This is a genomic window from Halobacillus litoralis (genome assembly GCF_020524025.1).
GTDB classification, from domain to species: domain Bacteria; phylum Bacillota; class Bacilli; order Bacillales; family Halobacillaceae; genus Halobacillus; species Halobacillus litoralis_D.
The window spans coordinates 22,147-35,315 of record NZ_JAIVKN010000004.1 but is presented as its reverse complement, the minus strand read 5'-3'; the positions used below and the strand labels follow the sequence as shown (position 1 = coordinate 35,315).

11 protein-coding genes are annotated in these 13,169 nt (G+C 41.9%); 7 read left to right on the top strand and 4 right to left on the bottom strand.

What is annotated here, in order from left to right:
• Nucleotides 1-275 precede the first annotated feature (275 nt).
• Nucleotides 276-1,100: an alpha/beta fold hydrolase gene (locus LC036_RS14460; protein WP_226584082.1), complete on the top strand. Its 825-nt coding sequence runs from the start codon at nucleotides 276-278 to the stop codon at nucleotides 1,098-1,100.
• Between the two features lie 60 nt (nucleotides 1,101-1,160).
• Here the strand turns inward: LC036_RS14460 and LC036_RS14455 are convergent, their stop codons facing one another.
• Entirely contained in the window at nucleotides 1,161-1,910 is a 750-nt protein-coding gene (locus LC036_RS14455; RefSeq protein WP_226584079.1) for a DeoR/GlpR family DNA-binding transcription regulator, read from the bottom strand.
• Nucleotides 1,911-2,076: 166 nt separating this feature from the next.
• Here LC036_RS14455 and LC036_RS14450 point away from each other — a divergent pair, with 166 nt between their 5' ends.
• The 6 genes from LC036_RS14450 (at nucleotide 2,077) to LC036_RS14425 (ending at nucleotide 7,874) form a co-directional block, all read left to right on the top strand.
• The gene (locus LC036_RS14450; protein ID WP_226584076.1) at nucleotides 2,077-2,787 is read left to right on the top strand and encodes a ribulose-phosphate 3-epimerase; all 711 of its coding nucleotides are present in this window, start codon (nucleotides 2,077-2,079) and stop codon (nucleotides 2,785-2,787) included.
• Nucleotides 2,780-3,340, top strand: a complete 561-nt coding sequence (hxlB, locus tag LC036_RS14445) for a 6-phospho-3-hexuloisomerase (RefSeq protein WP_226584073.1) — start codon at nucleotides 2,780-2,782, stop codon at nucleotides 3,338-3,340. The genes LC036_RS14450 and hxlB overlap by 8 nt, the downstream gene beginning before the upstream one ends.
• 46 nt (nucleotides 3,341-3,386) lie before the next feature.
• Nucleotides 3,387-4,547, top strand: a complete 1,161-nt coding sequence (locus LC036_RS14440; RefSeq protein WP_226584070.1) for a mannitol-1-phosphate 5-dehydrogenase — start codon at nucleotides 3,387-3,389, stop codon at nucleotides 4,545-4,547.
• A gap of 20 nt (nucleotides 4,548-4,567) precedes the next feature.
• The gene (locus LC036_RS14435; protein WP_226584068.1) at nucleotides 4,568-5,005 is read left to right on the top strand and encodes a PTS sugar transporter subunit IIA; all 438 of its coding nucleotides are present in this window, start codon (nucleotides 4,568-4,570) and stop codon (nucleotides 5,003-5,005) included.
• Between the two features lie 69 nt (nucleotides 5,006-5,074).
• Nucleotides 5,075-6,520, top strand: a complete 1,446-nt coding sequence (locus tag LC036_RS14430) for a PTS mannitol transporter subunit IICB (RefSeq protein ID WP_319004479.1) — start codon at nucleotides 5,075-5,077, stop codon at nucleotides 6,518-6,520.
• A gap of 268 nt (nucleotides 6,521-6,788) precedes the next feature.
• Nucleotides 6,789-7,874, top strand: coding sequence for a glycosyltransferase (locus tag LC036_RS14425; RefSeq protein WP_226584066.1), 1,086 nt, complete (start codon nucleotides 6,789-6,791; stop codon nucleotides 7,872-7,874).
• Nucleotides 7,875-8,116: 242 nt separating this feature from the next.
• Here LC036_RS14425 and rlmD read toward each other — a convergent pair whose 3' ends face one another.
• The 3 genes from rlmD to betA form a co-directional block, all read right to left on the bottom strand.
• Entirely contained in the window at nucleotides 8,117-9,574 is a 1,458-nt protein-coding gene (gene rlmD / locus LC036_RS14420) for a 23S rRNA (uracil(1939)-C(5))-methyltransferase RlmD (RefSeq protein WP_226584062.1), read from the bottom strand.
• A 108-nt stretch (nucleotides 9,575-9,682) separates the two neighbouring features.
• Nucleotides 9,683-10,867: an MFS transporter gene (locus LC036_RS14415; RefSeq protein WP_226584059.1), complete on the bottom strand. Its 1,185-nt coding sequence runs from the start codon at nucleotides 10,865-10,867 to the stop codon at nucleotides 9,683-9,685.
• A gap of 435 nt (nucleotides 10,868-11,302) precedes the next feature.
• Entirely contained in the window at nucleotides 11,303-13,009 is a 1,707-nt protein-coding gene (gene betA / locus LC036_RS14410; RefSeq protein ID WP_226584056.1) for a choline dehydrogenase, read from the bottom strand.
• Between the last annotated feature and the right edge of the window lie 160 nt (nucleotides 13,010-13,169).

Sequence of the window (13,169 nt, the reverse complement as noted above, 5' to 3'; positions counted from 1 at the left end):
AATGGAAGACGAAATCATCAGCTATATTTGGATGAAAAACGAAGAAAGAACAGAAAACACGGTGAAAGTTAACGCAGAAACCCCTTTTGAATTAATATCCTATTATTAATGTTATTACCCATCTTCCCCTATCCAATAAGAAGAACAGACTAATAAGCCACCCCGGCTATAGAGGTGGTTCATTTTTTACAATTATCTTAATTGAATAAAGCTGTTTTGAATAGGATGATCCCGGGTAATAATCTTGGGATCTTACAAAAAATAGGAGGCAGATCATGAAAACGACTGGATCTTATATTGAAGTGGAACCGGGGATCGAATTATTTGTGCAGGATACAGGAAAGGGTGACCCTCTTGTATTTATTCCAGGCTTTACATTTACTACTGAAGTCTTCTCTGAACAGGTCCGCCATTTCTCAAAAACTCACCGCACCATTGTCATCGACCCTAGAAGTCATGGCCGATCCACCCTGACGGTTCATGGCAATGACTATGTGACCCATGGTACGGATCTACAACAAGTACTGAAAGCACTAAACGTTGAAAACCCAACGCTTGTCGGCTGGTCATTCGGATGCTTAACGGTATGGGAATTCGTCCGCCAATTCGGAACCGAAGATCTCAAGTCACTTATTTTAATTGATATGCCTCCAAAGTCTTTATCCGTGAAGCAGGATCAGGATTGGGTAGAAGGACCTCTCGATGACCTTGCTGCAGCCTATACGAACTATTTACGTCATCCGCAAGGCCAGCGGGATTTCATCTCCGCTTATGCAGCCGGAGTCATGGTCCAGCGGGAACTGAAGGAAGCAGAACTGACGTGGATTGTAGAGCAGTCCCTGAAGACACCTTACTATATAGCCGCAAATTTGTTTTCTTCCGGACTCTTTTCTGACTATCGTAACGAAGCAAACTTAAGCAGTGAATCTGTCCCAACTCTTTTTATTGTCGCTGAGCATTGGGCAGAAACCGCAGTTCCTTACCTGAACAAGCTGACCCCGGGTGCATCAGTAAAGTCTCTTGGAGGCCACCTCATGTTTTGGGAGCATAGTGAGAAGTTTAATAAAATAGTAGAAGAGTTTTTAAAAGAGAAACAATAACCCACCCACAAAAACGACCACCTCAATTGAGGTGGTCGTTTTTGTATAAGATAAGATTTTTTAATCAATTACTGTAATCCCTTGTCGCTCGTATAAACTTTTTATATCAGCATTTACCCGTTCTGTAATAAGATAGGTCAACTGATCTGTCGGACAGACAATGTGATTGGATATGGTATCTAACTTATCATCCGTTACCATAGCTAATATCTCGGTAGATATAGAAGTCATTTTTCGTTTCACTAAAGCTTCTGACAAGCTTGGAACACTGACTCCCAATTGAGGGTCAATCTTATAGGTCCCCATAATATACAAATCGGCTCTCATTTTATCCAACGCTTCAAATGTGTCGATTCCCAGGTTAACCATCGACTGCTTAAACAAAGTGCCCCCTATCATAATTACTTCCACATCTTCATGATTCGTAAGGGCCATAGCAATGGGGGGACTGTTTGTAATCACTGTGCATTTTAGAGACAAAGGCAGTTGATGAACCAATTGTAAGTTCGTCGTTCCCCCATCAATTAAAACGACCATACCGTCTTTAATAAGGTTTAATGCCTTTGTCGCCAGATTTGATTTATTCTCATTATCCATCCCCTGCCTCGTTGAAAAGTCTTCAACTGGAGGTCCTGCACGCAGCGCCCCGCTATGCACCCGTTTAATGATACCTTGATTATCCAGCTCTTTTAAGTCTCTTCTAATTGTATCTTCTGAAACAGACAGCCGCTTACTTAAGTCGCTTGCAATTACTTTGTGCTCTTCATTTAGTATGTCGACAATTCTCTGCTGGCGTTCTTGTTTAAGCATAAACACATTACTCCTCTTATGTTTTCTTAACATGTACCCCCATTATAATCAAAACTACACAAACACGCAAAGAAGCGCAAAAAATATAAAGAAAACGCTTTACACAATGATTAACATGCATTATTATGAAAAAAAAGGTAATAAAACAACACAAGGAGGCACAAACATGCAAGAAAGAATTACAATCGCCCCATCCATCATGTGTGCAGATCTCTGCAACTTGGAGAAAAGTGTAAAAGAAATTGAAAACGCTGGATTAGATACATTACACATAGATATTATCGACGGTTCTTTTAGTCCAAGCATGCCCTTAGGGATCTCAACGATTGAGCAATTAAGAAAAATAACAGATATGAATTTTGATGTTCATATCATGTCCAATGATAATGAGTTTTTCATACAAGAGATGCTGCGAATCGGTGTGGAACAAATCACGTTCCATTTAGAGACCAGTTCACACATTGACCGCTACATCAATTTAATTAAGAAACATGACACCAAAGTAGGTGTTGCGCTTAACCCGGCAACTCCATTATCTGTATTGGATTATGTGCTGCCGCAGTGCGATACCGTTCTGCTCATGTTAATCAACCCAGGTTTTGCAACAGATAAAGGTGAAAAACAAGTGTCTTATGCCACGAAAAAAGTAAATGACTTATCGAAGTTGATTAAATCTAAAGGATTGGATACGAGAATTGAAGTTGATGGGCGTGTCTCTTTAGATACTATAGAAGAATTGGTAAGTGCCGGTGCAGATATATTAGTCGCTGGTAGTACAAGTTTATTTAAATCAAACAATAGTCTGGCAGATAACAAAGAAATCATGGAAGAATCTATTCTTAAAGGATTGAATAAGGAGGCTGCATTCAATGGTTAATTACGATGAGGCTACAAAAAAAATTGCGCAGGAAATTACAGCTACTTTAACAAATATTGAAGGCAACGATGTTGAGGAACTAATTGAAGAAATAAACAAGGCAGAAAAAGTATTTTTTGTAGGGGTTGGCAGAGTTCTCTTATCTTTGCAGGCCATAGCGAAAAGATTAGCACATCTTGGCGTTGACACCTACGTAGTCGGCCAAATCACTGAACCAGCCATAACGGATAAGGACTTACTTATCGTAGGGTCAGGAAGCGGTGAAACGCAGTTCCCTTTAATCATTGCAAACAAAGCAAAACAATATAATGCGAAGGTTGCTCATATTGGCGCCAATCCGGACAGCTCAATGAGTCAATACTCGGATCTATTCATTAGAATACCGATCGGTTCAAAAGATCAGAATTCTGAAGACGTCCAGTCTGAACAGCCAATGAAGAGTCTATTCGAACAAAGTCTACTTTTGCTAGGTGACACGATTGCACTGATGATGGTTGAGAAAAAGGATATTGAAATCCAGTCTCTATGGCAGTATCATGCGAATCTAGAATAATGGGTCCTAAAAGTATTCATTAAAAGTGCGTAAAGGAGGTCTAAATATGAAAGCGCTGCATTTTGGTGCGGGTAATATCGGAAGAGGCTTAATCGGGAATTTACTCAACAAAACTGGATTTGACGTCTGCTTTGTGGATGCCGACCTTCAACTGGTCGAAAGCATAAACCAGCGCGGGGAATATAGATTCGAAATCTTAGATGAAAACCGCACATTAGAAACCATTTCTCCTGCGCGGGCTCTGCACAGCCGTTCACAAGAAGATGTGCTTAACGCCATTGTGGAGGCTGACGTCATCACAACATCTGTAGGTGTAAATAATTTATCAAAGATTGCTCCCGTTCTATCCGAAGGCCTGTTAAAGAGAATTCATCTGGATAAGCCTAAAATCGATATCATTGCAAACGAAAATTCAATCAATGCTTCATCCCAATTAAAAAGTGAGATAGAGAGTATTCTTACTAAATCTGAAATGGATTCCATCCGTTCATCTGCCGGCTTTCCGAATTCAGCTATTGATCGACTTTCACTGTCAGAGGATAGAAATGGAGAGCAGATCTCTCTTGTCGAACCCTATTATGAATGGATGATTAATCGATCAGAAATGAAGAATGAGGACCTGCCCCGTATACAAGACGCCACTTATGTGGAGGATTTAAAACCGTATATTGAACGGAAATTGTATATGGTGAATATGGGCCATGCGGCTACAGCTTACTTCGCATTTGTAGAGGGGTATCCAACCATTCAAAGAGCATTGAGAAATGCAGAAATGGAAGAGTTTTTAAGATCAACTCTTCATGAATCTGCCCGTTACTTCACTCATGCCTATAGTTTTGAGACTCAGGAAATGAGCGAGTTTATAGAAAAGACGATTGACCGCTTCAAAAATGAGCATATCAGTGATGATATCTTCCGTGTCGGCCGCGCGCCTATCCGAAAACTTGGCTCCGAGGAAAGGTTGATCAAACCAATCCGGACCCTTTTTGAATTAGGATTACCGATCGATAACCTAACAGCTGCCGCTGCTGCAGGCTTTTTATTTCACAACCCCGAAGATGAAGAAGCTGTCATGCTGCAAAATTATATTGAAGAACATGGGATCGAACAGGCGATTGAACATTTCACTCGAATCAAAGAGCCCGCAATTGTAACGAAGATAAATGATCATTATTTTACCTTTAAAATGGTAACTTCACAAAACTAGGAATGAAAGGCGATGATGATATGTTAGCCGAGCATTTAGAAGGAAATGTACGTTTTTTAGAATCTGTAAACACATGGGAGGATGCGATAAAGGAAGCGGCTTCCCCTTTGCTGTATAAAGGATCGATCACTCCTGAATATATTGATGCCATGATCAACAATGTACACACGAATGGTCCTTATATAGTCATTGTTCCAGGCATCGCCATGCCTCATGCAAAAAATGAAAACAACGTCGTAAAAACAGATGTTTCCTTGTTGAAATTGGAACAATCCGTCCAATTCCCTGAAGACAAAGAGGTCAATATTCTTTTTGTCCTGGCTGCTGAAGACAGCGATGGACATTTAGATTTAATTTCTGACTTGTCATCTGTACTTATTGAAGATGAAGTAAAGGAAAAACTTGAAAACTCAACGAGTGAACAGGAGATTTTAGATTTGCTTGAAACGGTAGAATAGATTTTTATTCTACCTCCCCTCTATTCTGTCTTACTTTTATATCTCTGAATAATCAGAAGGGATGGTTATATGGAAAATTCAGCTAGAGAAACAAATGTTGTAGAGATGAATCAGAACACTCCTTCGACACGGGCGAAAGTTCAGGCTTTTGGAGGCTTCCTAACCAACATGGTATTACCAAATATCGGAGCCTTTATCGCCTGGGGACTGTTGACAGCTTTATTTATTCCTACAGGCTGGATACCCAATGAAGAACTTGCCCAGATCGTCGAACCAGCTATTGTATATTTGCTTCCCCTGCTATTAGCGATTACAGGCGGACGCATGGTAGCCGGACAAAGAGGAGCCGTCATGGGTGCAATCGGGGCTATTGGATTAATCGTTGGTTCAGATATCCCGATGTTCTTAGGGGCAATGGTTATTGGTCCTCTGGGAGGCTGGGTGATAAAGAAATTTGACAACGCCATGGAAAATAGAATTCCTGCAGGGTTTGAAATGATCGTCAATAATTTCTCTCTCGGAATATTGGGATTCTTGTTAATGATCTTATCTTTCTATTTTATCGGTCCCGTTATCGAATCTGCCAATAACTTTGTAACAGCTTCAATCGAGGCGTTGGTGGCTACCGGGTTACTTCCTTTGCTGTCTCTCATCAACGAGCCTGCTAAGGTATTATTCTTAAACAATGTGATTGACCAGGGAATTTATTACCCTCTAGGTATGCAGGCGGCTGCTGAAACAGGAAAATCCATTTACTTTACAGTTGCTTCAAACCCTGGACCAGGTCTTGGACTATTGATGGCGTTTACTTTCTTCGGTGGAAAAACAGCTAGACGAACTGCACCAGGTGCATCAATCATCCACTTCTTCGGTGGAATTCATGAGCTGTATTTCCCTTACGTTTTAATGAAACCCCTTACAATTCTGGGGATGATTGCCGGTGGCATGTCCGGTATTGCTGTTTTCAGTCTGTTTGATGCAGGACTTGTCGCAGGTCCAAGTCCAGGATCTATTTTTGCCTATCTTGGCTTGACTCCTAAAGGAAGTTTTGTCGGCATCCTTGCCGGAGTTCTGGTTTCTGCTGTTGTAACATTCTTTGTTACAGCACTTATTCTGAAAATGGGTAAAAACTCAGAGGAAGATGAGGAGCTTTCTGAATCCATAGAGAAATCCAAATCTATGAAGCAGGAAGGTAAACAAATTTACACCAGCAGCAAGAAAGATAAAAGCATCGATAAAATTTCTTTTGCCTGTGATGCCGGTGCCGGAAGCAGTGCATTAGGCGCCACAACCTTTAGAAAGAAATTGAAAAAGAAAGGTATTGAAGGCATTGAAGTAAAACACTATAGAATCGAAGATGCCCCTCAGGATTCCGATGTCATTGTGGTGCATAAAGATCTATTAGAACGAGCAAAAATCGCTCATAACGATAAAGAAATTATCACCATAGAAAACTATATCAATGACCCTAACCTGGAACCACTGATGGAAAGGTTGGAATCTTCCAGGTCATAAAGGATATGAATGTAGGTGACAAGGAAGATTAATGAGCTGTTATTTAAAGAAGGTTTCTTTTTGGAACCTTCTTTTTTATGCTCGCTTTTCACATAGAGTAGAAGAAACCAAGTAAAAAGGAGAAGAGTATCTCTGATTTTAGTCTCCTGGATTAACGCTTACATGAAATCAGTATAAATTATTTAACAGAGACAGCTAAATGAGGATGTTTCAAATTTCTGTCCCAGTACATAAGATGTGATGTAAAAACTTTATGGGAGGATATTAAATGCCCACCATCAGTCTCTGCATGATTGTAAAAAATGAAGAGGAAGTATTAGCGGAGTGCCTCAAGAGTGTTAAAGAAATTTGTGATGAAATTATCATCGTGGACACAGGATCGACCGATAATACCAAAAAAATTGCCAGTAAGTTTACAGAAAAGATTCTCGACTTTGAATGGATTGATGACTTTTCAGCTGCTCGAAATTATTCATTCAGTCAAGCTACTATGGATTTTATCCTATGGTTGGACGCAGATGATATTTTACACCCTGATGAACAAAAAAAATTCAAGAATCTCAAGGTTTCCCTTGATGATTCGGTCGATGCCGTATCAATGAAATATATTGTTTCAAGGGATGAATATGGCAACACTTCCTTTCATTACAGAAGAAACCGGATCGTGAAAAGAAGCAATCATTTCAAATGGATAGGTGCCGTTCATGAATATCTTGAAGTAAGAGGAAATATTTTATCCTCAGATATATCTATCGAACATAAAAAAGATTCTAAAAAAACATCAACAAGTACTATTGGAAGAAACCTAAGGATTTATGAAAGCCGAATGATGAATGGAGAGGATTTTACTCCAAGAGATTTATTTTATTATGCTAATGAATTAAGGGACCATGGGCAGTATCATAAGGCAGTCAATTATTACAATGAATTTCTTTTAGGGAAGAAAGGGTGGGTGGAAGATAATATATCAGCCTGTATATATTCAGCTGATTGTCACGAAAAGCTTGGAGAAAAAGACAAAGAGATAGAAGCCCTCTTAAAAACCCTCCGTTATGATGCACCACGCCCTGAACCTTGCTGTCGGATTGGAGATCATTTTTTATCATATCGGTCATATCAAACCGCTGTTTTCTGGTATAATCTAGCATTCTCTATAAAAAAAGATACTGGAGGATTTCAGCATGAGGTTTTTTCTACTTGGTACCCTCACCTCCAGCTCTGCGTTTGTCATTGGGAGTTAGGAAATGTACAAAAATCAATTGAGCATAATAATATGGCCAAAAAATACCGTCCGAATGACCCTAAAGTTCTGTATAATGAGAAGTTTTTCAATGATTTTACGAAGAACAAATAAGAGGGATTAAGTGGAACAATCGAGATGGCAAAAAAATATAGCACTACTATAAAAACATACGTCCACCATAAAATAAATCTAAAAAGCCTCTCATAAGTGAAACTTTTGAGAGGCTTTTTAGATTTATTTTGATCCAGGCGAGAAGGCAAACTCTACTCCCTCACACACATGGAAGCTTCACGAGCGGATACATGTTGAAAAAGGTGTTCTAAGGCAAAAGTTATGAGGCGCTTTTACACTGTTCATACGTCCAGCACCAACTTAGCTACAGATTCGACATGATAGGTCTGCGGAAACATATCCACCGGCTGAATCCCATCAACTTTATATCCATTCTTCACCAGATACTTTAAGTCCCGCGCCTGTGTTTCAGGGTTACAGGACACGTACACGACCCGCTTCGGTTTTAGCTTCACGACACTTGATAAAAACGCTTCGTCGCTCCCACTTCTCGGCGGATCCATAATCACCACATCCGCTTTCTCTCCACGTGCCGCCATGTCCACCATGAATTCTCCAGCGTCACCCTGGTAGAACCGTGCATTCTTCACACCATTCCGCTTCGAATTGCGAATGGCATCACGCACCGCATCCTTATTTACCTCTACGCCAATGACTTTTCCTGCACTCTTGCTTGCAACGAGACCGATTGTACCAATCCCGCAGTAGGCATCAATCACGGTTTCGTTTCCTGTCAGCCCGGCCATTTCAATCGCTTTTCCATACAACTTCTCCGTCTGGACCGGATTAATCTGATAAAAGGACTTTGCAGAAATCTCAAATTCCAGACCGCACAACGTGTCTGTAATTGTTCCCTTGCCGAAAATCACCTGCTCCTGATCGCCGAGAACGACGCTTGTATCCCGTTTGTTCACATTTAACAGCATGGTCGTAATATCAGGGTGAGCTTTTCTTAAAGATTTCACAAAATTGTTTTTACCCTTAAATTCAGAGGAGGCTGCCACGAGCACTACCATGATTTCACCGCTGACTTTGCCGACCTTAATCAGTACGTGCCGCAAAAACCCCCGTCCGGTGTCTTCGTTATATGGCTGCATTTTCGAGTTCCTCATATAATCCTTGATGGACTCCACAATTTCGTCTGCTTTCGGGTCATGAATGAGACAACGATCCATCGGGATGATTTCATGTGTGTTTTGAGCGTACAATCCACCAATGACCTGACGCTTGTGATTCAGACCAAATGTCGTATGGCTCTTGTTCCGGTAATCATATGGATGATCCATAGTGAAAATTGGTTCCGGCTTTCCGAAGGGCTTCATCAGAGTATCAATCGCCTTTTGCTTGAAACCTGTCTGCGCCTCATTACTCATATGCTGGAGCTGACACCCTCCGCACTCGTAATAATACGGACACGGTGGATCCACCCGTTCCTCAGCAGAATGGATCACTTCTTTCAATTCTGCGTCCAAAAATCGTCCTTTTTGAATGACGCTCACTTTAGCCTTTTCACCAGGCAGAAGAAGAGGCACTTCCAGCTGTCTTCCCTTCCACTCGGCAACCCCTTTGCCTTCGTCGGTTAAGCCTGTGCATGTAACCTCGGCGGTTACAGCTTTCTGACCACGGGGCGGCTTGCCTTTTGGTGGTCTATGTTGAGGCGGCTGTTTTACAACTGACTTCTCAGAGCGGTTTGTGTTCTTTTTCGATTTTTTATATCCTTGTTTCTTTCGCTTACTCATAGGCACTTCCTGTCTTTACTTATTTGCCCCTCATTATAAACTACCGTAAGCCCAGGGTAAAACGGACGTAAGAAAAGAGCTTCCCACATAAGGGAGAAGCTCCTAAAATTAACTCTTTATCAGCTTTTGAATCAGTAGATATCCCCCCGCCGCCATAACGAAGATAATGAGCAGACCCGTAAACCCGTTGGTAAAACCCGTACGCTCAACCGCAAATCCGAATAACGGGAAGGTGATCATGATCAGAAAGCTTTCCATTAAACCTACCAGCGAAAAGAAAGTGGACCTGACGTTACTTTTCAGTCTGTTCTGCACAAATGAGCTGAAGATCGGCTCGAATAGACTCAACAGCTGGGCCAGGAAAAGGAAAGATAACAGGATCGCCCACTCAGTGGCAAAGATAAATAAAAGGAAAAATAAAACGAAAAGCCCTGAACCATAGTACAAGAGGTTAAAGAATTCAAACCGCTCCTCGACTTTATAGGCGATTTTCGCCATCACAACTCCCAGAAGACCTTCAACCGTAAAAACAGCTCCCACAACAACAGAAGAATATCCTAACTGAATAAAGTACTCCTGCCCATAAAAAACGATAATGACCATAACTGCGCCAGCTAAAGTAAAAAGTACAATAGGCTGATGAATGACCGGGTTCTTCCTCCAAACATTTAAACCTAATTTAAATTGGTGTACCCACTGGTTATACCATCGTCCGCCAATGTCTTCCGACTTTTCACGTTCCGGTTCCTTTAATAAAAACAGAGGAATCAGTGCGAGAACGTGTGTGAAGATCGTTGATCCGTACACCCATTCCCAGCTGATATCTGCCATAAAACCACCAAGGAATTTAGCCAGGCTTAACGACAACAGCGCAAGAGCCGTCATGCTTCCAATAACCTTCGTATAATCCTTCTCACGGTTTTCATTTTTCAATGTATCATAAGCAAACGCCTGCTCGGCGCCGGAATGCAAAGTGACCATCAGTCCCATAGATAAAAAGGCGAGTGTAAAAATCGAGAATGTGTCACTGATTAACATAAACCACCCATAAAGGAGACTAAATACATTTCCGAACAGCAGACTCGCTTTTCTCCCATACAAATCTGCAATCATCCCTGTAGGAACTTCAAATAGAACAATGGCCAGGTGGAGAAAGGCCTCCAATAAACCAATTTGACCAAGCGACATATCTCTGTCACCAAGGTAGATGACCCACAAAGCCCGGTCAAAAAACAACTGGGCAAAAAAGATATAGATATACAACATATAAATACTACGTTTTGATTTAATCACTAAACCTCGTCCTCTCTTATACATAAAAAACCACACGTGATCATTCCCGTGTGGCTGCTTTCGCTATTCTAAGGAAATCATACGTACATTCACATCTATGAAATTTCAGCTAAAAATGGACACACTTGTCCCATGGACCACTGAAATTCCAAAAATAGACATCAAAAAAAGGAGATGTTCGCTCTCGGTGTTGATGCCTAATGTGAACGTATGCATGACTTTCCCTCCTTTATGTACAAGATCTGCTTCCATTATATAACTCTACCAATCCTATAGACAAGGCTATTAAATACATTATTGGTGTAATAAAAAGAGACTACACCCTGCCAAGGATGTAGTCTCTTTCGTTTAGTGCCTTAACACTATACCTGAAGTAACAATTATATACGTGAGTTACAGGTCAGCGATTATTATTGAGCTCTTCTATAAGTCATGTTATTTCGTGACTGCTTTGGGTTTAGCTCCAGAAACCGTGCCTGCATCAGCCGGGTGAACACCGTGCTTGTAGTAATCCGCATCGATCGGATCCAGCGGTTTACGCCCAAGGATCAGATCCGCTGCTTTTTCTGCCAGCATTAATACAGGTGCATGAATGTTTCCGTTTGTTACATACGGCATTGCAGAAGCATCGACCACTCGTACATTGTCTAGTCCGTGAACCTTCATCGTGTGAGGATCTACGACTGACATTGGGTCTGATTCAGGTCCCATTTTCGCTGTGCAGGACGGGTGAAGGGCTGTCTCCGCATCTTCTCTTACCCAATCCAAAATCTCTTCTTCTGTTTGAACCGTAGGACCAGGTGAAATTTCCCCTGCATTGTAAGGTTTCATTGCAGGTTGAGACATGATTTCACGTGTGATTCGAATCGCTTCCACCCACTCACGTTTGTCTTGTTCTGTTGAAAGGTAGTTGTACACCATGCTCGGGTGCTCTTTCGGATCTTTAGACTTAATCTTCAAGGAACCGCGGGCATCGGAGTACATAGGTCCGATGTGGACTTGGAATCCGTGATCGGTCGGTGCTACTTGCCCATCGTAACGAACCGCTACCGGGAGGAAGTGGAACATCAAGTTTGGATAGTCGACATCTTCGTTGGAACGGACAAATCCGCCACCTTCAAAATGGTTTGTTGCTGCTGGACCTGTACGTCCAAACATCCACTGAAGGCCGATCCAAGGCATCCGCCACTTCTTAAGGTTCGGCTGTTCAGAAACCGGAACCGGGCACGCGTGTTGAACATAGACTTCAAGGTGATCTTGAAGATTTTCCCCTACACCTGGAAGGTCAACAACTGGATCAATGCCAAGGGAGCGAAGGTGCTTCGCATCGCCAACACCAGATAGTTGAAGCAGCTGTGGCGTATTGATGGCACCGCCTGAGAGAATAACTTCCCCTGCTTGTACTTGATGCATTTTTCCGTTTCGCTTATAGGTTAATCCTTTTGCTTTTGTGCCATCGAAGTCGATGCTTGTAACGAAGGCACGTGTTTTAATTGTTAGGTTTTCACGGTCCATAACCGGGTGCAGATAAGCACGGGAAGCGGACAGACGCTGCCCTTTGTATACATGCTTATCAAACGGACCAAAACCTTCCTGACGAAATCCGTTTACATCAGGGGTTCTGTTATAACCCGCTTGTACACCTGAATCAAAGAAGGCCTGGAACAAAGGATTTTTGGCAGGGCCGCGTTCCAATTTAATTGGACCATCATGACCGCGCAGTTCATCATCCGGTGATCCCAGCGCATTCTCAAGACGTTTGAAATACGGAAGGCAGTGCTTCCAGTCCCAGCTGTCCATTCCTTCGTCGGCTCCCCAGCGTTGATAATCTTTCGGGTTTCCGCGTTGATAGATCATACCGTTAATAGAGCTCGAACCCCCAAGAACTTTACCGCGGGCATGAGCGATCCGGCGGCCATTCATATAAGGCTCAGGATCTGATTCATACTGCCAGTCATAAAGGTCCTTACCTGAAGGGAACGGCAGCGCTGCCGGCATTTGAATGAGTAAATCCCATGAATAGTCACTACGTCCCGCCTCTAAAACCAGGACACTTTTTTTTCCATCTTCACTTAGACGGTTTCCGAGCACAGATCCTGCACTTCCGCCCCCAACGATTACATAATCATATGATTCAATCATAATCTGTTCCTCCTTCGATGTTGCCATTGGAAGAAAGGGATCCAAGCAATAGAAATAGTCTGCTCAAAATCTTTCTTCATTTATTGAAATGGTGTGATTGAGTTTTCTAAGTTGATTCCACAGCTCTCACTTTAGAGGGAGTTTAAACTTCCCTCTCTAA